This window comes from uncultured Pseudoflavonifractor sp. (genome assembly GCF_944387805.1).
Taxonomy (GTDB): domain Bacteria; phylum Bacillota; class Clostridia; order Oscillospirales; family Oscillospiraceae; genus Pseudoflavonifractor.
Genome location: NZ_CALXGI010000042.1, coordinates 1 through 21,857, shown reverse-complemented (window position 1 = coordinate 21,857; position 21,857 = coordinate 1). Strand labels below are relative to the sequence as shown.

Below are 21,857 nucleotides of genomic sequence, written 5' to 3'. Positions count from 1 at the left end.
GGGGAGTCCTTTTTTTGTCCATAGCTATAAGCTCTTTATCCACTGGCAGAGCCAGTGGTTCTTTAAGCAAAGCAAAATGCGCGGAACCGACAGAGCATGTCGGTTCCGCGCATTTTTCATTATCCCCGCAGCAGGCGGGACAGGGCGCCGGTGTGCAGCTCCACCGCCTTGTGGGGGCACAGCTCATGGCAGCAGTAGCAGCGGATGCACTTGCCGGTGTCAATCCGTGCCCGGCGGTTTTTGACCGTGATGGCCTTCACCGGGCAGGATGCGGCGCAGATGCCGCAGCCCACGCAGGTCTCCCGCACCCGGGGCGTGGCGGACAGGGCGCGCCGGGCCAGGTCCACAAAGGGGTTGAGGATAGCCGGAAGCCCCACCATGTTCCCCTTAGGCGCGGGCGGCAGCCTGTACCCGGGCACCGGCAGCCCGGCCTTATCCAGGCCGATGAGCTCCACCTGGTCCAGGTCCGCCGGGCCAAGGCCCCGCTGCTCCGCCGCCAGCAGCAGCGGATTGTTGGCCTTGCTCAGGCCCATGACGGCCCCGGCTACCACGTCCAGGGCCTGGGGATTCTCCGACGCCAGCAGCAGCCCCACGGGTCTGGGGGTGCCGGATGCGCCCGGCCCCTCCCCTTCCATGGCCACCACCGCGTCCATCACCGACAGCCGGGGCGCCGCCAGCGCGCACAGGTCCAGCAGCATGTGGGCGAACTGCTCCTTGCTCTGGAACCGGGTGTGGCATCCCGCCTTAGCCAGGCCGGGAATCAGGCCAAAGGTGTTCTTCACCGCTCCGGTCATCATCATAAACATGTGGGTTTTCATCTTGCACAGATTGAGAATGCCGTCGGCCTGAAAGGGCGCGGACAACACCTCAAAGGACCGTACCAGCTCCCCCTGGGGGAAGGAGCGCTGCTCCCGGCTCATGTCGTAGTTGAGTTCTGCACCGGACTGCCGGGCGGCCTCTGCCATGCCGGTGACGTTGTAGAGCTTCTCCAGGGCGGCTGGGCTGTTCTGCCAGTGGCCGCCGCCGGGGCTGTCCAGAATAACCGCCCTTGCCCCTGCTCCTGCCACACGGGACGCCACCGCCGCCACCACCGACGGGTGGGTGGTCACCGCCCGGTCAGGGGCAATGGACTCCAACAGATTGGCCTTCAGTGCCAGGGTCTCCCCTTCCCTGGCAAAGCGGCCCATGCCGCCCATCATGTCCAGCAGCAGCCCCAGCTTCTCGTCCGCCTGGGCGTAGTCGGCGCAGCGTACCGCGTACACTTTATTGTCCATGGATGTCATCTCCGCTCAGTATCCGTTTACCAGCGCGTCCAGCACCTGGGCGGCCACAGAGCCCGCCACATCTGCGCCGCTGCCGCCGTTCTCCACCAGTACCACAAAGGCGTAGGGCGCGTCCTCATTGCGCAGGAAGCCGGTAAACCATGCGTTGGGGGCCTTGCCGCCGCCCACCTCCGCCGTGCCCGACTTGGCGCAGATATCCATGTTGGGAAAACGGGTTGCTCCATAGGTCTCAGTGACATTGTTTGCCATCATATCGGCCAGAGTTTCCGCCGTGTCCGTCTCAATGAGGCGGCCGGTGCTGTGCTTGAAGTAGGGCGACAGGTTCCAGCCCAGGCTGTTCTCCGTGCGGAGCACCAGCTGGGGTACCGCCGCCTTGCCGCCGTTGGCCACGGCTCCCATGTAGACCATCAGGGCGCAGGGGTTCACCGCGTCGCTGTACTGGCCCACGCCGGCCCAGCCCTGGTCGTTGACGGTGGCGCTTGACAGGTCAAAGCGGCCCTTGGCGGTGGAGATGCCGCTGACCTGATAACTGGAGGTCAGTCCCGCCTTCTCGGCGTAGGCGGCCATCACATCCGGCCCCAGCTCCACGGCCAGCTGGGCGAACACGCCGTTGCAGGAGGAGGCCAGAGCGCCGTAGATGTCCATCTCCCCGTGGGCGGAAGGGCAGGTGACGGTGCCCTCCCCCACCTGGGTAGAGCCCGTGCAGGTCCAGGTGCGGTCAAGAAGGTCGGGGATGTTCTCAATGGCGGCAGCCAGGGTGACCGTCTTGAACACCGAGCCGGGCACAAAAGTGCCTGAGAGGAAGCGGTTGAGATATACGCCGTCGTACTGCTCGTCTCCCTCCTGGATGTCGGGCGGGTAGGTCGGGTCAAAGGTGGGGGCGGAGACCATGCAGAGGATTTCACCGGTCTTGTAGTTGTACACCCCCACCGCCCCCTTCCGTCCGTTCAGGGCATTGTAGGCGATGTAGTTGTACCGGGCGTCCAGGGTCAGGTACAGGTCGTTGCCCGTGCCCTGGAGGCTGTATGCGCCGGTGATGGGATTATAGCCGGACAGCTTGTCGGCAAAGGCCACCAGGGCGCCGGTGCCGATTTTGCCCGAGGCGTCCCCCACGGCGTGGAGGGTGGCCTTGCGCACAGTCTCGCCGTCGTAATAGCACCGGTTGCCGTCCTCGTCGGCCCAGGAGAGCACGTCCCCGTCCCGGTCCAGCACCCGGCCCACTGAGAGCTGTCCGGCGCTGTTGTAGAGGTGGCGGTTGGCGGCCAGGGAGACCCACTTCCCGCCGTAGAGCACGTAGCGCAGGGCGTAGAAGCACAGGCCCAACACCAGGGCGGCGGCCAGAATCAGGCACACGCCAGCCCGTTTTTCAATTCGTTTCACGCCTCCTCATCTCCTTCCTCCCATCCGCTTTCCTCCGATCTGACGGGCGCTGCCAGCCGCTTTCCCTGTTTTCTGGAGGGCAGGCGGATGGCAAAGCTGGCGTTCTGGCGTGTATCTGTGGCCTTGAGGAAGGCCAGCAGGCCCCAGGAGCCCATCATGGCCGATCCGCCTACCGACACGAAGGGGAAGGTGACGCCGGTGAGGGGCAGAATGTCCACTGCGCCAAACACGTTCAGACAGGTCTGGACCACCATCAGTCCGGCGGCTCCGCAGGCGGCGATGGTGTAGAAGCTGGAACGGCCCGCCCGGCAGGACCGGACGGCAAACACAGCCAGGGTCACAATGGACACCACCGCCAAGGCGGCGATAATGAGCCCCCACTCCTCACAGAGCATGCCGAACACCAGATCGGTCTCGGCGGCGCTGACCCGCTGGAGCCAGCCCTCCCCTGCGCCTACGCCCACCAGGCCGCCGGATGCGGCGGCGGACATGGTGCGGGTCTGCTGGAAGCCGCCGGAGGAGGCGTACTCCCAGGCATGGCCCCAGGTGGCGAAGCGGCGGAGGATATAGGGCTTGAGGGTGACCACCACGGCGGCGGCGCCCACGCCGGCGGCGGTGATGAGTCCCAGGGTAGCCCAGTCACCGGATCGGAGGTAGGCAATGACCAGGAAAGCGGCGAAGAAGATGGCCGCGGTGCCGAAGTCGCTCATAATAGCCAGGCAGCCCATGCAGGCGCCGGTGAGAACAATGAACAGCCCCAGATTCCGCTTGCGGAAGAGCCGGTCCAGGGTGGCGGCTCCGGCGAAGATATAGCAGATTTTCGCGATCTCAGAAGGCTGGAAAGACATGCCGCCCAGCACAATCCAGTTTTTCGCGCCGTTAAGGCCGGTGCCCAGCACCAGGGTGGCCCCCAGCAGACAGATGGCGGCGGCAGCCATAAGCCAGCGGATTTTCTTCACCCGCTTCAGGTCCCGCATAAAGACCCCCAGCACCACAAAGAGGGTCAGGCCCAGCAGGATGGCGGCGAACTGCTTGAACAGCCCGCCCGGGTTCTTGGAGGCGGTGACCGCCAGAGAGAGGGTGCACAGGAAAAAGGCGATGGTCTCCATTTCAAAGCCCACCCGGCCCGTGGCACGCATGAACATGAAGTAGGCCCACATGACAGCCGTCAGGCACAGGTAGGTGGTGGGAATAGCCACAGAGGCCCCCTGCCCTTCGGCCACAATGAGCTGCACGGCGGTGAGCACCTGAAAGACGGTGAGCAGCACCAACCCCAGCCAGGGGGACACGGGCCTCTGGGCCTTCCGGGCCTTCCGCCGGGCCTCCAGCTCCTCCTGGGACACGGCCAGCAGGACGGTCTCCACACCTCCCAGGGCCAGCACATCGCCATAGGCCACAGAAGCCTGGCCTTCCACCTCCCTGCCGTTGACGGTGACACCTCCCTTGGAGTCCAGGTCGTACACCGTCCAGCTGTCGTCCTCCGCCCGAATAAGAGCGGCGTGCTGACGGGAAACCGTGGGGTATCCCAGCACCACGTCGGAGGCCGGAGCACGGCCCAGGATGTTCTCCCAGTGGGTCAGGGGCTCGCTGGCGCCGTTTGGCAGGGTGAGATAGGCCCACACCTCAGGCACATGGGGCACCGTCAGCAGGGACCGGATGGTACGAATGAGAATCAACAGGGCCAGCACGGGAAACACAAAGCGCACAATGGCGGTATACCACGCCCCCAGCTCCGGATTGGCGGCCAGCAGCGCGGTCAGCTGGTCCAACAGGGTCTGGGGAAAATTAGCTGCGTTCACAGGCGGAACCTCCTCCTTTCTTGGACAGCGGTTCATGGAAGATAGAGCGCAGCAGACGCCTCGCTCCGTTCCGACCATTATAACACAAATCCCAGAGAACGCAAATTGAGGGATGACGAAAGAAAGCGCCCGGAAGCGGCTGCTTCCGGGCGCTTGGTGTCATGCGAAAAATGCGTGGGCGCCGATGGTGGCCACATAGGGCCGGTTGCGGGAGGCCCAGCTGTTGGGCGCGGTGTAGGGGTTAACAAAGTAGAGGCTGGCCCCCACCGTGTTGGCGCCGTCCAGGCAGAGCTTGGCGGCAATCACGCTCTCGGCGTTGGGCTCCCGGTAGATGGAGCCGTTGGACACCGGGGTGAACTGGTTGCGCTGGAACACCACCTCATACACCGTATTGGGGAAGAGGGGGCTGTTGACCCGGTTGAGCACTACATTGCCCACCGCAATCTTGCCCGCCAGGGGCTGATTGCCGCTCTCGGCGTTGATAATGTGGGACAGCCAGTAGAGGCTGTCGGCATTATAGTACTGGTCGCCGGAGAGGATGGGGCCGGAGCCAGACTGGATGGCCACCGAGCCGGAGGCCTTCTCCCAGGTCACCGATGCGCCCAGGGCCTGAGCCAGGGTGCGGATGGGGACCATGATGTTGCCATCCTGCAAGAGCGGTCCGCCCTCAAAGTAGAGATAGCGGCCGTTTGCCACCAGATAGGGGGCACCCAGCTGAATGGTCAGCTCCAGGCCCTGGGCCCGGACCACCGCCCGGTCATTCTCCCAGGCCGCCGTGGCATTGGGATACATGGCCTTGACCACCGGCCAGTAACAGACATAGGTGGTGCGGTTGACCACCATAGGGGCCACTTCCATCTGAAGGGCAGTGCCATCCAGCGTGATGCTGGGGGTCTCCGTGGCTGCAGCCTGGCTGGCAAAGGCGAACACCAGCGCCAGACACATGGCTGCGGAAAGCAATCGCGTCTTCATGATAACATGTACTCCTATTTTCCGTTTCGTTTTCTGTTTTGTTCTTTTTTGTAACCGTATTGTAACTCTCTTTTTCACAATTTGCAAGAGAAAGTTTTGTCGTAGGCTTGTTTCGAGCATTTTTCATTCATTTTGACGGTTACAAACGGTAACGGATTCATATTTGTTCACCTGACATTTTACCCATTTATTCCTATTATATTTCAAAAAAAGGAAATTAACGTTTTCCTCGCATACATATCCTCCTGTATCTTCTCTCTTTGCTGCGCCAGCCGAACAGTGGCAGATCCGGTCCAAACCTTTGTCCTGCAAGACTTTTCTTAATTTCCGTTTTTATCCTTTTCCCCTTCCGCAAAATTCTGTCTTTCCCTAGCATTTCCCATCCGCCTGCTCTGCGTATTTTCCACATATATGAATATTTTTCATTAAATTTCTATATATTACATTTTAAAACTGGTAATTGCTGTGGGATGACTTGCTTCCAATCTTTTTAAATCACAAAATAAAAAATTTTCCTCGTTTTCCCGCAAAAACAAGCGGCCCGCCAGAAATTCCGGCAGGCCGCAGGGACGTAAAATTGTCTTTTGTCCTCTTTTTCAGCGGTAAAACCAATGTGCTCCGATACGCAGCACAAAGGTTTTGTTCTCCATAATCCAGTGATTGTTGGTAAGGGCGGGCGCCAGAAAATACAGGCTTCCCCCTGCCACATCGGCGCCGTCCAATACCAGGCGGGCGGCCAGAATACTCTCCTCCGTAGGCGTCTGGTAAATAGTACCGTTGCTCACCGGCTCAAACTGACCGCCCCAGCGGTCGTCAAAGATGACCCCGTAGATGGTAGCCGGGAAATCTTTGTGCTCCGCCCGGTTGAGCACCACGTTGCCCACCGCGATTTTGCCCTTCAGCGGCTCTCCCCTGCTCTCGGCGGAGATGATGCGGGAGAGCCAGTAGAGCTCGTCTTCCTTATAATATAAGGAGGCGTCCTCGATGGTCCCGGTGCCCGAGGTGAGGGACACCGTGCGGCTCCCTCCGTGCCAGTCCACCCGGGCGTCCATGGCCTTGGCCAGTACCCGTACCGGCACCAGCACCCGGCCATATACCGCCTGCACGCCGTCGGCTATGTACAGCGCCCGTCCGTTGGCCTCCAGATAGATGGCTCCGGGAGAGGCGGTCAGCTCCAGGTCGCCCCCCGCCCGTACCACAGCCTGGCCCTCCCAGGTCACCACGGCGTCCTCCCGCAGGGCCTCCGCAGCCGCCCGAAGGGGCACATAGGTGGTGCTGTTGATGACCACCGGGTCCGTATCGCTCTCCAGCGGCACGCCGTCCACCATCACGCTAACTGCCCCCGCCGGGGCGGCGGTCAGAAGCAGACACAGGAGTAAGGTTACAATTTTTCGCATTCTGTTCACTTCCTTTTGCTGAATGATACCAAAATTGTAACGGATTTTACCCTTATGGCACAAGGCACAAGTTCTGGAAACAGACCGCAAACGGCGGGAGGCCAACGCCTCCCGCCGTTTCATTTTTTATTCAAACAGCCCGCCGGGCACCACGATGTCCGTCCCGGGTACCTGTTCCCAGGAAAAGCGCTCCGCCAGGGCGGCAGGGCTCACCGGCTCCGGCGTGCTCTGAAGCCCGGCCAGCAGGGCCAGACGGCCCACCAGCTCCTCCGGCGTCCAGCGGGCCCGCAGGGCCCCCATGTCCAGGTCCCTGTCCCGCTTGGACAGGCGGCGGCCGTCCTCCGCCAGCAGAAGGGGCACATGGCGAAACTCCGGCGTCTCCAGGCCCAGCAGGTGGTAGAGATAGCACTGCCGTGGAGTGGAGGAGAGCAGGTCCATGCCCCGCACCACCTGATTGATCCCCATGGCGCCGTCGTCCACCACCACGGCCAGCTGGTAGGCGTACACCCCGTCGGACCGGCGGATGATAAAGTCCCCGCAGTCCCGGAGCAGGTTCTCCCCGTAGAGGCCCATGTGGCCGTCGTTCACGGTCCACACCTCGTCGGGCACCTTCAGCCGCCAGGCGGGATGGCGTCCCACCTGCTCCAGCGCTGAGCGCTCCTCCGCCGTCATGTTCCGGCACCGGCCGCCGTATACCGCCTGACCGTCCGACCGGTGGGGCGCGCTGGCCGCCAGCCGCTCGGCCCGGGTGCAGTAGCAGGGGTAGACCAGCCCCATCTCCTCCAGGCGTCCAAAGGCGGCAGCGTACTGCTCCGTGCGCTCGCTCTGGAGATAGGGCCCGTCCGGACCGCCCTTTCCATAGCCCTCGTCCCAGTCCAGGCCCAGCCACAGCAGGTCCTCCGCCAGCTGCGCCGCGTACTCCGGCCGGCAGCGGTCCGGGTCCAGGTCCTCCATCCGCAGCACCAGAATCCCGCCCGCCGACCGCACCGACAGCCAGGCCAGCAGGGCCGAAAACAGATTCCCCAGGTGCATACGCCCGCTGGGGCTGGGGGCAAACCGCCCCCGGATGTTCTTTTCCATGGTCTTTCCTCTCCATCCGCCGCTCTGAGGCGGCGTCTCCTACCTTTATAATATAGTGATTTTACCACATCCCCGCCCCTGTGACAACGTCCGGCAGGGTCCGGCTCCCTTCGCTTCCCTGTTGTAATTTCCTCTGGTTTCTGGTATACTTTTTCTGTCGGACCGCCAGACGGCGGTCCATTTTTTCTGGAGGTGGAGCGCATGAATCCCATCCCCCGTCCCCCCGCTCCACCTGACGTCATCCGGGAAACCCCCGTGGTGGTGGCAGTCTGTGGCCCCGAGGGGTGCGGCAAAAGCTGGCTCATCCGCAGCATCCTGCCCCGGCTCACGGCCGCGGGCGTCAAAACAGCTGTCATCAAGCGGGAAAGCCGTCCCCTGGACCCGTCCGGCCCCGACCGCTACTCCACGCCCTTCCGTCAGGCGGGCGCCAGCGCCGTGGGCGTGTTTGACGGGGAGCTGTCCATGGTGGTACAGCGGCGCAGAATCACCGAGCAGCACCTGATTGCCCAGTTTCAGGACGCGGGTCTTATCCTCATGGAGGGGTTTGACCGCAGCTTCTGGCCCAAGCTGGAGCTGGTGCGCGCTGGTGTTTCCAACGGGCCGTCCTGTGACCTGTCCACCGTGCTGGCCCTGGTGACCGACCTGTCCCTTCCCCACTGCGATGTGCCCCAGCTGCCCTTTGACTGCCAGGCTGTGGCAGATTTTCTCCTGCACTACTATTATCGCGAGATTGGAGTGAATGTCATGGAATCCTCTTCCGCCAACAAGACCGTCTCCGTCCCTGAGGGCGTGCTCCGGGCCGCTCTCATCACCGTCAGCGACAGCATCTACGCCGGTACCAGCTCCAACACCACCACCCCCGCCGCCTCTGAGCAGCTGACCAAGGCCGGCTTTGAGCTGGTGTCTACCTCCCTGCTGCCCCGTGACCGGGCCATGCTGTCCGCCGAGCTCACCCGGCTGGCCGACAGCCGTCTGGCCGACCTGGTTGTCACCATGGGCGGTACCGGCTGCTCCCTCTACGACTGCACCCCCGAGGCCACGGCCGACGCCACCGAGCGGGCCCTGCCCGGCGTGTGCGAGGCTCTGCGCCGCACTCTGGCCGACCTGTCCGACGGCGCCATGCTGGACCGCTCCACCTCCGGCATGCGCAAGCAGACGGTGCTGGTCAACCTGCCTGGCGCACCGGAGCAGGCTCTGCCCTGTCTGGAGCGGCTGCTGCCCGGCCTGAAAACCACGGTAGAGGCCATTCGCCAGGACGGCTGAGGATTCCTTCTCTCCTTACAAAACAAAGAAGCGGAGCCGCGCTTGCGGCTCCGCTTCTTTGTTTTATAACACTTATTCCACTGTCACCGACTTGGCCAGGTTGCGGGGCTTGTCAATATCGCAGCCCCGCATCAGGGCCACATAGTAGGCGAAGAGCTGGAGGGGCACCACGTCCAGAGAGGGCAGCAGCATGGAGTGGGTATCGGGCACGGCGATGACGTGGTCCACCGTCTTGGCCATCTCTTCAGACAGAGACGCAGTGGTCACGCCCAGCACATCAGCTCCCCGGCTCTTCACCTCCACCACGTTGCTCATCAGCTTCTCAAAGAGCTTGCCATAGCTGGCCAGAGCCACCACCAGGGTGCCCGGCTCGATGAGGGAGATGGTGCCGTGCTTGAGCTCACCGGCGGCGTAGGCCTCCGAGTGGATGTAGGAGATCTCCTTGAGCTTGAGGGAGCCCTCCAGACCCACGGCGTAGTCGATGTTGCGGCCGATGAAGAAGATGGAGGGGTGGTTGAAGTAGATGGAGGCGAAGTACTGGATGTCCTCCCGGTGGGAGAGAATCTCCTCCATCTTGTCGGGGATACGCTGGAGCTCCTCCACGATTGCCGTATACTCCTCCGGGGCGATGGTGCCCATCAGGTCGGCAAAGCACAGGCCAATGAGATAAATCACCGCCAGCTGAGTGGAGTAGGCTTTTGTAGTGGCCACGGCGATCTCAGGCCCGGCCCAGGTGTAGAGCACATCGTCGCTCTCCCGGGCAATGGTGGAGCCCACCACATTGACAATGGACAGCAGCCGGGCCCCCAGCCTGCGGGCCTCCCGCATGGCGGCCAGGGTATCAATGGTCTCGCCGGACTGGGAGATGACCAGGGCCAGGGTTCTGGGGGTGACGATGGGGTCGCAGTACCGGAACTCAGAGGCCAGGGTCACCTCCACCGGCTTGCGGAGCAGCCGCTCCAGGGTGTACTTGGCGGCCATGCCCACGTGGTAGGAGGAGCCGCAGGCGATGACATAGATTTTGTCCAGCGCCTTCAAATCCTCCGCCGTCAGGTTCAGACCCTCCAGCACCACGCGGCCATCCTGAATCCGGGGGGAGATCGTGTCCCGGAAGGCCTTGGGCTGCTCCATGATCTCCTTGAACATGAAGTGCTCATAGCCGCCCTTCTCAGCGGCGGAGATCTCCCAGTCCACATGGTGCTGCTCCTTGTGCACCGGCTGGAGGTAGGGGTGGTTGTAGACCTGGATGCCGTCGGCGGTGAGCACGGCGATCTCCCCGTCGTCCAGATAGTAGACCTCGCGGGTGTACTTGATGACGGCGGTCACGTCGCTGGCCAGGAAGTTGAAGCCCTCCCCCAGGCCCAGAATCAGGGGGCTGTCCTTCCGGGCGGCGATGAGCCGATCGGGGCAGTCGGAGCAGATGATGCCCAGGGCGTAGGCGCCGTTGATGCGGTGGAGCACCTTGGTCAGGGCCTCCAGAATGTCGCCCCGGTAGTAGTACTCCAGCAGCTGGGCCACCACCTCGGTGTCGGTCTGGGAGACAAATTCCACGCCCTTGGATTGAAGGAACTCCTTAATCTCCACATAGTTCTCAATAATGCCGTTGTGGACCACCGCGATGTGGCCGCTCTTGCTGACCTGTGGGTGGGAGTTTACGTCGGAGGGTGCGCCGTGGGTGGCCCAGCGGGTGTGGCCCAGACCTACGGTGCCGTGGATGGTCTTGCCCCCCTCCACCATGTCGGAGAGCACCTGGAGCCGGCCCTTGGCCTTGGCCACCTGGAGTCCTTCGCGCTCCGACCACACGGCAATGCCCGCCGAGTCATACCCGCGATACTCCAGACGGCTTAGCCCGTCCAGCAGAATAGGAGCCGCCTCTTCTCTACCTATATATCCTACAATACCACACATGGCAGATTTCCTCCTGTCATCTGGATGTCTCATCCTGTTTATTCCATATGTTTCATGGAATGAATTATTTCTGTTCTTTTTTCACGGTTTTATGAAATAACATTTTTTATTATAGCGGCATGCCGGCTCTGTGACAAGGAAAAAATCTCTGTGCCCGTGCCCTGTTTTTCTGTTGTTCTATATAAACAGAGTCTGTCCATGAGTATGCCGCATGTGCAGCTAATGGTAATGGACTCGCGCCCGCCAAATGCGATGCCCTGAGCCGTGATGGGGAGGGTGTTCTCCGCCACCGGGAGAACTCGTCCATGTGCATTCAAAGGCAGAGGCCATGGCCTTGAAAAAGCGGCCAGTACTGTTTTAAGAAACAGAAGGCTGAGGAGTCAGAGCTCCTCAGCCTTCTGCCACACTTTATTCGGTTTCAGCCCTTGAGCTGCTGGCTCATGGCCTGGTCAAAGTGCTCGTTGATCTGCTTTGTAAACTCCAGGGCTGCGTTATAGCCCATCTTCTTGTGACGGTTGTTCATCGCCGCCACTTCGATGATAATGGCCAGATTCCGGCCCGGCTTCACCGGCACGGTAAGGGCCGGGATCTGCACATCCAGAATGGTGGTATACAAATTCTCCAAACCCAGGCGGTCGTACATGGCGCCGTCCTTCCACTGCTCCAGATTTACCACCAGGTCGATGTCCGACTCCTCCTTGATGGCGGACATGCCGAACAGGCGGCGCACGTCAATGACGCCGATGCCCCGCAGCTCAATGTAGTGGCGGATAAGCTCAGGGGCCGTCCCCACCAGGCGCTTGGTGCCCGCCCGCTTGATCTCCACTGCGTCGTCGGCAATCAGGCGGTGTCCGCGCTTGACCAGTTCAATAGCAGTTTCGCTCTTACCCACTCCGGACTCACCCAGCAGCAGCACGCCCTCGCCGTAAATCTCCACCAGCACGCCATGGCGGGTAATGCGGGGCGAGAGCTCCGTACGCAGGTAGGCAATCAGGGCGCTCATAAAGGTGGAAGTCGTCTCCTGGGTGCGCAGAATCGTGCGGTCGTACTTCTCCGCCATCTCCATACACTCAGGGAACGGTTCCATGCCCCGGGAAATAATAAGGCATGGAATGTCCCGGGCCAACAGGCTGTCAAAGCACTCCCGGCGGGCCTCAGAGGTCAGTCCGGTAAGATAGGTGGTCTCTACACGGCCGATCATCTGAATCCGCTTGGGATCGAAATAATCAAAAAAACCGATGAGCTGGAGGCCGGGCCGGTTTACGTCCTCGGTGCGGATGGCGCGGGTCTCATAGTCCTTTCCGCCCCGGATGACCTCCAGGTTAAATTCACTGATAAGCTTCCCCAGCGGAACGCTGTATAAACTCTCCACTGCGCGTACCTCCCCATTCTCGTTTGCGGCTTGCACTGTCTGGTATAATACAGATTGAGCAAATCACATGATTTGTTGAACAAAATTGTGAAGCTGTATCCCACGAATAAACCGCAGGGCAGCTTATCCATCAGACATTAGTATACACACTTATAATCCGTTTGACAATGCCCTTCTTCCAGAAACTTGTGCATTTTACCCTTTCTCTTTCCCTCTGTACCCGTCAAAATTGTACGGCTCCACTACCGTCTCTCTATTTGTGTCTCTGCATCCATAAAAAGAGCCGCGGATACGCCCGCGGCTCTCAAGTCCTTTTTGAGGAAAAGATTATTGGTTCAGAGGTCTGATGAGCTTCTGGTATGTACGCACAAGAAAGACGGTGCACAGAGTCAGGGAGGCCAGCTCGGCAATGGGGAAAGAATACCACACCAGGTCGATTTCACCCAGCTGGGCCAGGAGCCAGGCGGCAGGCAGCAGCACCACCATCTGGCGGACAATGGACACTACCATGCTCTGAACCCCTTCACCCAGAGCCTGGAACACGGCGGATGTCACCACGCAGTAGCCGGCAAAGACAAAGCTGAGACTGATGATCCGCAGGGCGGGCACACCGATGGACAGCATATTCTCGTCCGCCTGAAACAGAAGGAAGATCTTGTCCGGAATCATCTGCATTACGATCAGGCCGATGAACATGATGATCACAGCATACAGCACACCCAGCTTTACCGTTTTGAGCAGGCGCTCTTTTTTACGGGCGCCGTAATTATAGGCGATAATGGGCACCATACCGTTGTTCAGGCCGTAGATGGGCATGAATACAAAGCTCTGCACCTTGAAGTACACGCCCAGTACGGCGGTGGCTGTCTTGGTAAACGTGAGGAGGATCTGATTCATGCCAAACACCATCAGAGAGCCGATGGCATTCATAATGATGGAGGGGGCTCCCACAAGGTAAATCCGCTGGACGATCCAGCCGTCAAAACGGAATCCCCCGCGGAAGAGTTGGATATCGTGATTGCGGAAGTGGTTGAACAGGAAGGCCAAAACAGCGGCCACAGTCTGGCCCATGACCGTGGCCACTGCGGCGCCGGCCACCTCCAGCCGGGGAAAAGGACCTATGCCGAAGATGAGCAGGGGATCGAAGATAATGTTGAACACCGCGCCCACACCCTGGGTAAACAGGGTATAGACTGTCCGTCCGGTGGACTGGAGCAGCCGCTCAAACATGACCTCCATAAAGATGCCGCAGGAGAAAAGACTGCAAATCTGCATGTACTGGGTGCCGTATTCCACAATGATGGGCTCATTGGCCACCTGAATCATGTAGAAAGGCCGGGCCAGCAGAGTGCCCAATACCATGAACACCACGCATGTGACTGCAGCCAGGAGCACACCGTGCTCGGCAGTGCGGTTGGACCGCTCAAAGTCCTGCTCGCCCAGGCTCTTGGACAGCAGGGCATTGACGCCTACGCCTGTGCCCACAGCCAGGGCAATCATAATGTTCTGGACCGGGAAGGCGAGAGACACTGCGTTGAGGGCGTCCTCGCTGAGCTGAGAGACAAATACGCTGTCCACCACGTTGTAAAGCGCCTGAACCAGCATGGCCAGCATCATGGGCACCGACATGGTAATCAGCAGCCGGTTGACGGGCATAACGCCCATCTTGTTCTCCTGCGGTATGTTTGGCATTACTTTCCCTGTCCCTCCCTGGCCAGCGCCGCCGTGCGAATCAGCTCCACGGCGGTGTCCAGTCCCAGGGTGGAGTTGATGCACAGATCATAGCTCTTCCGGTCTCCCCAGCGGACGCTGGTAAAATAGTTGTAATAGGACGCACGCTGCTTGTCCTTACGGACAACAAAGTTCTCCATATTCTCCTCTTTGTCGCCGTACTCCTCCACAGCCCGGCGGATGCGCTCTTCAATGGGCGCGTACACGAACACACGCAGCAGATTGGGGTTCTCCCGCAGGATATAGTCGGCGCAGCGGCCCACAATGACGCAGCCGCCCTTGGACGCCAGATCCTTAATCACGCCGGACTGGGCAATGAACACCTGATCCTGTGTGGAGAGAGACTGCGCGGAGAAGTACAGGTCATAAATAAAGCTGTTTGTGGGGCGGCGCTCTGCGTCCCGGACAAAGTTCTCCGCAAAACCGGTTTTCTTTACCACGCCCTGAATAACTTCCTTGTCATAGAAGGGGATGTTCAGCGTCTCAGACAGCTTCTTCGCCACAAGGCGTCCGCCGGAGCCGTATTCACGGCCGATAGTAATTACAGTTCTCATTCCGCACACCTCCATAATTTCGCAAAAATCCCGCACGCAGATGAAAAAACCGCCCGGGATGGCGGTGCTTCTGGTTCCATCTCTATTATATCGGAGCGGGGCCTTATCGTCAATCGTTCTGCCGCCATTTTGTGGAAAATCTGTGTTTTCCAACGCCAGTCCTTCTCCTGTTCCTCCTTGACAGCGCCCTGCCGCTGTTTTACCATGAAAGCAGCAGAAATATGAAAGGAGCGGATTGAGATGAAGAACATCTCCTTTATCGGCGTGGGTATTATGGGCAAGTCCATGGTGCGCAACCTGATGAAGGCCGGCTATTCCCTCACCATATACAGCCGCACCAAGTCCAAGTGCGAGGACGTTATTGCTGAGGGCGCCGTCTGGGCGGACACGGTAGCCGCGTGCGTCAGGGACGCGGAGGCAGTGTTCTCCATTGTGGGCTTTCCCAAGGATGTGGAAGAGATCTACTTTGGAGACGGCGGCATCATCGCCAACATTCGGCCTGGCGCTCTCATCGTGGATATGACCACCAGTTCCCCTGCCCTTGCTGTCCGTATCTGGGAGGCGGGCAAAGCCAGAGGCCTGCGGCCGCTGGACGCGCCAGTCACCGGAGGCGACACCGGCGCAAAGGCCGGCACTCTGTCCATCCTGGTGGGCGGCGACAAGGCCGACTTTGACGCGTGTCTTCCCCTCTTCCAGGCCATGGGCAAGATCATCGTCCATATGGGCGCCGCCGGCGCGGGCCAGCACGCCAAAATGGCCAACCAAATCGCCATTGCGGGCGCCCTGTCCGGCGTATGTGAGGCTCTCGCCTATGCCAGAGCCAACGGCCTGAATCTGGACGACCTGCTCTCCGCTATCTCCGCCGGAGCGGCCGGCTCCTTCCAGATGCAGAGCCTGGGGCCCAAGATGGCGGCGGGCGACTTTGCTCCCGGCTTCATCATGAAGCACTTCATCAAGGACATGGTGCTCTCCGAAGAGGGAGCCCAGGCGGTGGGCCTCAAGCTGCCCGTGCTGGAGCAGGTGCTCTCTGAATGCCGCAGCCTGGACGAGGCCGGTCTGGGCAATCTGGGCACCCAGGGTCTCATCCGCTACTATGAGAAATAAGCTCTCCCGCAGAAGAGGGCGGGTGCGCTGCGCGCACCCGCCCTCTTTTTATCCTTACCACTCCCCTGCCGGAGCGTCCAGCAGCGGCAGCGTGCGGAACACCTCCTCCACCGCCGACTCGAACTCCCCGGTGTCCGCCGCCTTGCGGATGCGCCGCTCCAGCTTCCCGCTGTCCCCAAAGAGGTGGATGAGATAAACCCATATCTCCTTCATCCGCAGCATGGCGTTCCGGCGGCTGCCGAAGGCCTGGGCGTAGGTCTCGTACAGCTGATGGTGAAAGGCCCGCAGGGTGTCCAGCCCGGCGGGCTTCTCTCCCTTCAGCCGTCCCGCCAGGGACGGGTCCGCCACCAGACCACGGCCCATCATCGCCGCCTCCACCCCGGGCCAGCGCCGGGACGCCTTCTCCCAGTCCCCGGGCGTGATGATATCCCCGTTGTAGCACAGGGGCGCCCGGCTCATACGCACGGCCAGGTCAAAATACTCCGGCCGCACCGGCTTTTTGTAGAAGTCGCTCCGGATCCGGGGATGGACGGTCAGCGCAACTACCGGGTACCGGTTGTACAGCTCCAGCAGCGGGCCGAACTCCTCCGGATCGTGCATGCCCAGCCGGGTTTTGATGGAGATTGCCACAGGGGCGGCGGCAAAGATGCCGTCCAGCAGCTGCTCCAGCTCCTCCCGCCTGGCCAGCAGGCCGGAGCCCTTGCCCTTGGCCGTCACCGTCCCTGAGGGACAGCCCAAGTTCAGGTTCACCTCCCGGTATCCCATGGCAGCCAGCTCCCCCGCCGCCCAGAGAAAGTCCTCCGGCTGGCGGGTCAACAGCTGGGGTACGGCATGGACGCCCTCGTTGTGCTCGGGGCGGATGTCGTCCAGCTCCCGGCGGGTGAAGTTGTGGTCCTGCCGGGGAGAGAGAAAGGGCATGTAGTACCGGTCCACGCCGGGGAAATACCGGCTGTGGCAATTGCGGAAAATATATCCCGTGATGCCCTCCATGGGGGCGAAATAACATCTCATATGGTTCACCTGTCTGCTGAAAATCTTCTATCGTGCAGGCAACATTATAGCGGGATCTCTCCCTCCCGTCCACTCAAAAAACAAAGGGTGGAACGTTTCCACGAACAAAAGGCCCTCGGCAGAGTTTCGCCGCCCGCAGGCGGCGAAATAAGGCTCAAATCTGTTTTTCCCGGGGACATGCGCCTCGGGAAAAACACTTCTCAGCCCGCAAACGTGCGAGCAAAGCGAGTGCGCTGCAGCGGGCTGCAGCCTCCTCGAAAAAATGCTTGCATTTTTGAGAAGCGTGTCGAGATTTCTCGACACGCTGAAAGGCCGGAGCGCCGTACTGGCGCTCCGGTCTCCTAGTCTGTTGCTTTCAGCTGTTCTCCGCCCGGTATACGGTCCGGTACCCCTGGGCGGTGACCTCCACCGCCTGCTCCACCTCGTCGCTCCAGGTATCCGATGGGCAGGGCTCCTCCCCCTCGTAGCGCACGCAGGTGCCGCAGCTGCTGCTCAGGTCCCGGGGCACGGGCATAATCCTGGCGGTCATCTTCCGGGCCTCGCACTGCTTTTTAAAGTGCATGGCCCCAAAGTGGGAGTAAAACGTGGCGATGTAGGTCATATCACTTGGTGATGGACAGGGTAAACTCCCCGTCCTTCTCCTCCGCTGACACCTGGTAGCCCTGGTGCACGGCATAGCGGGTCACATTCTCTCTGGCAGTGGGGTTGTCCACCACAATCTGATAGGCATTCTCGCCGGAAGCCATGGCCTTGCGGATCATCATGACAGGTTCCGGACATGAGAGCCCTCTCGCATCCAGCAGTTTCATGGTGCATTCTCCTCTCTTACGCTTTTGCTGTGTCTTTGCGGAAGGTGTTGAAGCAGGCGATCAGGGCCACCACCACGATGCCGATGACAACGGCAATCTTGCCGTTGGCCGTGGGGCCCTCGCCGCTGGAGGCCAGACCGAAGTTGTGGGCAAAAGCGGCGCCCGCTACCAGGCCGATGACCGTAATGGCGCTGTCGGTGTTGCCCTCGCCGGAGAGCACCAGCTGGCGCAGAGGGCAGCCGCCCAGCAGCACGCAGCCGAAGCCGGTGAGTAGCATGCCCAGCGCGTTCCACAGGCCGTCAGTATGCGCCACAGGCTGACCGGCAAAGCCCAGGGTAAAATAGGTGCCGTCAGTGGCGGCAGTGAAAATCAGATTGCACACCAGGGCGCTGACAAAGATGGCCACAAAGCCGATGAGCAGTTTCCACTCCCGGAAGAGCACCACATCGCGGATGCCGCCCACCATGCACAGACGGGTCTTCTGTGCCAGGGCGCCCACAATGAGACCGGCGGCCAGGCTGATAATAATGGGGGCATGCAGGGCGCCGGGGCCGCCGCCAGCCTCAGTGAAGTGGATGAATACAGGAGCGGCAATCAGCAGCACCAGCAGCACCACCTGGATGATGGGCAGCAGACGGCCCTCCAGAGCGGGCAGCTGATAGGTCCGCTTCAGGGAGTAGCCCTTGGTCAGGAAGAATACGCCCAGCAGAATGCCGCACACAAAGCCAACCATGCCAAAGACGGCGTTCAGGTCGCCGCCGGCCAGACGGAGGATCATACGGAAGGGGCAGCCCAGGAACATCAGGCAGCCAATCATGACGAAGAAGCCCAGCACAAAACGGGTCAGAGGGGCGCTGCCGCCCTTGGGGGAGAACTCCTTGCGGAAGGTGGCCAGCAGGAAGCTGCCCAGCACCAGGCCAATGATCTCCGGCCGGATGTACTGCACGTTGGCCGCCTGGTGGAGGCCCAGCGCGCCGGCTGTGTCACGCAGGAAGCAGGCAATGCAGAAGCCCATGTTCACCGGGTTGCCAAAGAGCACCAGCAACGCCGCAATGATGCCGATTACCAAGCCAGCCACTAAAATTTCTGTCTTTCCTTTCTTCAAACCCATACACACACACTCCTTATTTGTTTGGGTAAGTTCAGTATAGTGGAAGCAGGTTGGAATTTCCAATATCAATTATTAATAAATCAAAAGTTGTTATTTGATATTTTAATAAATATGTGGTAGAATAATGAAAAATCCCGTAAGCCGTTTCTGTCGGAAGCGCTGGCTTTTGGGCAAAAAGAACGGCATTTCTTACAGGCCGGCCCACTTATGAATTGGAGCGTTTGAAATGGATGCCATTTATTTTGACAACGCCAGCACCACCTTCCCCAAGCCAAAGGCGGTGCCCGACGCCATGTACGACTATATGACCCGGGTGGGCAGCAACATCAACCGGGGCTGCTATGAGCGGGCCTACGACGTGGAGGAGCTGGTCTACGACACACGGGAGCGAATTTCCAAACTCTTTGACGGCCCGGAGTGCAAAAATGTTGTGTTTACCCGGAACATCACTGAGAGTCTGAACGTACTGCTCAAGGGCTTTCTCAAACCCGGCGACCATGTCATCACCTCCTCCATGGAGCACAACGCGGTGATGCGTCCCCTGGTGCAGCTGGAGCAGCAGGGCGTGTCCTTCACCCGGGCGGCCTGCCATCCAGACGGCACCCTGGACCCCGCCGTTCTGGAAAGCGCCCTGCAGCCCAGCACAAAGGCCGTGGTAATGACCCACGGCAGCAACGTCTGCGGCACCCTGCTCCCCATCAGGGAGGTGGGGGCCTTCTGCAAGGCCCACGGCCTGCGGTTCTTTGTGGACTGCGCCCAGACCGGCGGCGTGTACCCCATCTCCATGGCGGAGATGGGCATCGACGCCCTGGCCTTCACCGGCCATAAGGGCCTGATGGGCCCCCAGGGTGTGGGCGGCTTCCTGCTCCGCCCGGAGCTGGTCAGCCAGATTACCCCGCTTCTCTCGGGCGGCACCGGCAGCATCAGCCACACCGAGGAGGTGCCCGACTTCATGCCCGATCGTTTTGAGCCGGGCACGCCCAATCTGCCCGGCATTGTGGGCCTCCACGCCGCCCTGCTCTGGCTGGAGGAGACGGGTATGGACGCCATCCGCGCCCATGAGCTGGGCCTCACCGCCCGGTTCCTCTCAGGCGTGGATTCCCTGGGAAAAGCGGGCCGGGCCGTACGGACGGTGGGCCTGCCGGGGACCGGGGGCCGCACCGGCGTGGTGTCCATTGAGACGCCGGGCCGGGACATGGCCGGGGTGGCCTACGAGCTGGACAGCACCTACGGCATCATGACCCGTGTGGGACTCCACTGCGCCCCCTCCGCCCACAAAACCCTGGGCACCTTCCCCGCCGGGACCATCCGCTTCTCCTTTGGCTGGTGGAACACGGAGGAGGAGGTAGACCGGGCCATCGACGCCCTGGACGCCATTCTGGGGGAGGGACACCGCTGATGGATATGAAGCAGCTTCAGTCCTTTACGGCGGTTGTAAAATACCGCAGCTTTACAAAAGCCGCCGAACGGCTCTATCTCTCCCAGCCTACCATCAGTACCCACATCCGCAATCTGGAGGAGGAGCTGGGCACCTGCCTCATTATCCGCACCAAGCGGAGCGTGGACGTGACCCCCAGGGGGCAGGAGCTCTATGAATGCGCCTGCAACATTCTCAGCCTGCGGGATAACCTGATCCAGCGCTGGTCCTCCGGCGGGAACAGCATCATCCAGCTGGGGGCCTCTACCATTCCCTCGGCCTACATCCTGCCTGAAATTCTCCCTGCCTACGGCAAGGAGCACCCGGATGCCTACTTTATCATTCACCAGAGCGACAGCCGCGGGGTGGCAGAGGGCATCCTCAACGGCAGCTTCGACCTTGGTATGATCGGCATGAAATACGATCACGAGGATCTGACCTGCATCCCCTTCTACCGGGACAGAATGGTGTTAATCACCCCTGTCAATCCCTATTTTCTCTCCCTGAAGGAGAAGGGAACCCCCCTGCAGCAGCTGCTGCAGGAGCCAATCATCCTCCGGGAGCAGGGAAGCGGCAGCAAAAAAAGCGCGGAATACTTCCTTGAGAGCATGGGGATTACCGAGGATCAGCTGAAGGTTACCGCCCGCATTAACGACCAGGAGTCTATCAAAAATCTGGTGGCCGGCGGGCTGGGTATCTCCATCATTTCGGAGCGCGCCGCCTTCAACTTTGTACAGGAAAAGCGGCTGCTGCTCTTTGACCTGCCCGAGCAGGTCTCCCGGCGGTATTTCTACTTTGTGATGAAGCGAAACTCCGTTCTAAGCGAACATATCAGAGCTTTTATCGCCCATGTGAAAACGTATTACGCCCTGGGCGAGGAGCACTGATCCATGATATGCTGCATACAAAAGCGCCGTCCCGGCTCTCAATAGAGCCGGGACGGCTTCTTTTTTATGGCGTGCGCATCCTGGCGTCATCGTCCACGCCCCTGACAAACCGCATGACCAGTTCCTTCTCTTGTCTCTTCCGCCCCTGCCGCATGTCACTCCGCCAGGGGGATTTCGTACTTGTCCGCCAGCTCTTTGAGGTATTCCACCAGGGGCTCCTGTCCTCTCACTCCGTCCAGATTCTGGTTGACCCCATAGAGACCGTCCTCCCCGGCGAAGCCCTCCGGGGAGAGAGCCAGCGTCAGGTGAAGGCTCTCGCTGGCGCCTCCGTCCCCGCCCTGAAGGAGGATGAGGTAGGCCGTCTCCGTGCCGCCGGTGCGCAGGACCGTCTGCCCCGGCCGGCGGAAGTAGGTGAGCTCCCCGCACAGGCGGAGCACCTCCGCCCGCTCTTCTTGGGTGAGCTCCAGCGGCTCCCCCAGCGTGAACTGGAGAAGCACGGAGGTGCGCTGGGGGTCGAGAGGGACGGAGAAGGGCAGAAAGTACCACACCGCTGCCGCAGCGCAGAGCAGGGCCCCGGCGGCGGCCCCCCAGCGCAGCTTCTTCCCCCTGGCCAAAAAGGCGCAGAGCAGGGCCGCGGCTCCTGCCGCGGCAATCAGGAAAATGCCGTAATGAGAAACCCATGCGGTCAGACCTTCCATTGGGGCCTCCTATTACAATAAATTTGGACAGGAAAGCCGGGCAGCCAGTCCGGCTTTCTTTCCATCTCGTGCCTAAGCTAC

Annotated in this window: 19 protein-coding genes; 4 read left to right on the top strand and 15 right to left on the bottom strand. The window is 60.9% G+C overall.

From position 1 onward, the window contains the following. Nucleotides 1-119: 119 nt before the first annotated feature. From Q0K06_RS09880 to gluQRS, 6 genes are all read right to left on the bottom strand, one after another. Nucleotides 120-1,274: a DUF362 domain-containing protein gene (locus Q0K06_RS09880; RefSeq protein ID WP_294551764.1), complete on the bottom strand. Its 1,155-nt coding sequence runs from the start codon at nt 1,272-1,274 to the stop codon at nt 120-122. Between the two features lie 15 nt (nt 1,275-1,289). Further along, nucleotides 1,290-2,663: a penicillin-binding transpeptidase domain-containing protein gene (locus Q0K06_RS09875; protein WP_294551762.1), complete on the bottom strand. Its 1,374-nt coding sequence runs from the start codon at nt 2,661-2,663 to the stop codon at nt 1,290-1,292. Then, entirely contained in the window at nt 2,660-4,462 is a 1,803-nt protein-coding gene (locus tag Q0K06_RS09870) for an FtsW/RodA/SpoVE family cell cycle protein (RefSeq protein WP_294551760.1), read from the bottom strand. The genes Q0K06_RS09875 and Q0K06_RS09870 overlap by 4 nt, the downstream gene beginning before the upstream one ends. Before the next feature lie 159 nt (nt 4,463-4,621). Then, nucleotides 4,622-5,434: a cell wall hydrolase gene (locus tag Q0K06_RS09865; protein WP_294551758.1), complete on the bottom strand. Its 813-nt coding sequence runs from the start codon at nt 5,432-5,434 to the stop codon at nt 4,622-4,624. Nucleotides 5,435-6,030: 596 nt separating this feature from the next. Then, entirely contained in the window at nt 6,031-6,831 is an 801-nt protein-coding gene (locus Q0K06_RS09860; RefSeq protein ID WP_294551756.1) for a cell wall hydrolase, read from the bottom strand. A gap of 126 nt (nt 6,832-6,957) precedes the next feature. Then, nucleotides 6,958-7,911 (bottom strand): tRNA glutamyl-Q(34) synthetase GluQRS, encoded by a 954-nt coding sequence (gene gluQRS / locus Q0K06_RS09855; protein ID WP_294551754.1) that lies wholly within the window; start codon nt 7,909-7,911, stop codon nt 6,958-6,960. A 201-nt stretch (nt 7,912-8,112) separates the two neighbouring features. On the opposite strand from gluQRS, the gene Q0K06_RS09850 reads away from it, so the two are divergent. Continuing rightward, complete coding sequence (locus Q0K06_RS09850) at nt 8,113-9,174, top strand: molybdopterin-guanine dinucleotide biosynthesis protein MobB (protein WP_294551751.1); 1,062 nt, start codon at nt 8,113-8,115, stop codon at nt 9,172-9,174. Nucleotides 9,175-9,246: 72 nt separating this feature from the next. On the opposite strand, the gene glmS is transcribed toward Q0K06_RS09850, so the two are convergent. From glmS to Q0K06_RS09830, 4 genes are all read right to left on the bottom strand, one after another. After that, a complete protein-coding gene (gene glmS / locus Q0K06_RS09845) occupies nt 9,247-11,082 on the bottom strand; it encodes a glutamine--fructose-6-phosphate transaminase (isomerizing) (RefSeq protein WP_294551749.1) in 1,836 nt (611 codons plus the stop codon). A gap of 418 nt (nt 11,083-11,500) precedes the next feature. Then, entirely contained in the window at nt 11,501-12,454 is a 954-nt protein-coding gene (gene hprK / locus Q0K06_RS09840; protein ID WP_294551747.1) for an HPr(Ser) kinase/phosphatase, read from the bottom strand. A gap of 327 nt (nt 12,455-12,781) precedes the next feature. Continuing rightward, on the bottom strand, nt 12,782-14,146 hold the full coding sequence (locus tag Q0K06_RS09835) for an MATE family efflux transporter (RefSeq protein ID WP_294551745.1): 1,365 nt from the start codon (nt 14,144-14,146) through the stop codon (nt 12,782-12,784). Continuing rightward, on the bottom strand, nt 14,146-14,739 hold the full coding sequence (locus Q0K06_RS09830; RefSeq protein WP_294551743.1) for a cytidylate kinase-like family protein: 594 nt from the start codon (nt 14,737-14,739) through the stop codon (nt 14,146-14,148). Before Q0K06_RS09830 ends, Q0K06_RS09835 begins: the two co-directional genes overlap by 1 nt. A 240-nt stretch (nt 14,740-14,979) precedes the next feature. Here Q0K06_RS09830 and Q0K06_RS09825 point away from each other — a divergent pair, with 240 nt between their 5' ends. Next, complete coding sequence (locus Q0K06_RS09825; RefSeq protein ID WP_294551741.1) at nt 14,980-15,843, top strand: NAD(P)-dependent oxidoreductase; 864 nt, start codon at nt 14,980-14,982, stop codon at nt 15,841-15,843. Nucleotides 15,844-15,897: 54 nt separating this feature from the next. On the opposite strand, the gene Q0K06_RS09820 is transcribed toward Q0K06_RS09825, so the two are convergent. The 4 genes from Q0K06_RS09820 to yedE all read right to left on the bottom strand — a co-directional run bounded on the left by Q0K06_RS09820 (nt 15,898) and on the right by yedE (nt 18,774). Then, nucleotides 15,898-16,854 (bottom strand): tRNA-dihydrouridine synthase family protein, encoded by a 957-nt coding sequence (locus Q0K06_RS09820; RefSeq protein WP_294551739.1) that lies wholly within the window; start codon nt 16,852-16,854, stop codon nt 15,898-15,900. A 355-nt stretch (nt 16,855-17,209) separates the two neighbouring features. Beyond that, nucleotides 17,210-17,455 (bottom strand): DUF3343 domain-containing protein, encoded by a 246-nt coding sequence (locus Q0K06_RS09815; RefSeq protein ID WP_294551737.1) that lies wholly within the window; start codon nt 17,453-17,455, stop codon nt 17,210-17,212. Nucleotide 17,456: 1 nt separating this feature from the next. Beyond that, nucleotides 17,457-17,663 carry a sulfurtransferase TusA family protein gene (locus Q0K06_RS09810; protein WP_294551735.1) on the bottom strand — a complete coding sequence of 69 codons (207 nt, stop codon included), beginning with the start codon at nt 17,661-17,663 and terminating at the stop codon, nt 17,457-17,459. Between the two features lie 16 nt (nt 17,664-17,679). Further along, on the bottom strand, nt 17,680-18,774 hold the full coding sequence (yedE, locus tag Q0K06_RS09805) for a YedE family putative selenium transporter (protein WP_294551733.1): 1,095 nt from the start codon (nt 18,772-18,774) through the stop codon (nt 17,680-17,682). A gap of 226 nt (nt 18,775-19,000) precedes the next feature. On the opposite strand from yedE, the gene Q0K06_RS09800 reads away from it, so the two are divergent. Then, on the top strand, nt 19,001-20,173 hold the full coding sequence (locus tag Q0K06_RS09800) for an aminotransferase class V-fold PLP-dependent enzyme (protein WP_294551731.1): 1,173 nt from the start codon (nt 19,001-19,003) through the stop codon (nt 20,171-20,173). Next, nucleotides 20,173-21,078, top strand: a complete 906-nt coding sequence (locus Q0K06_RS09795; RefSeq protein ID WP_294551729.1) for a selenium metabolism-associated LysR family transcriptional regulator — start codon at nt 20,173-20,175, stop codon at nt 21,076-21,078. Before Q0K06_RS09800 ends, Q0K06_RS09795 begins: the two co-directional genes overlap by 1 nt. A gap of 155 nt (nt 21,079-21,233) precedes the next feature. On the opposite strand, the gene Q0K06_RS09790 is transcribed toward Q0K06_RS09795, so the two are convergent. Then, nucleotides 21,234-21,776 (bottom strand): hypothetical protein, encoded by a 543-nt coding sequence (locus Q0K06_RS09790; RefSeq protein WP_294551727.1) that lies wholly within the window; start codon nt 21,774-21,776, stop codon nt 21,234-21,236. Nucleotides 21,777-21,857: the final 81 nt, after the last annotated feature.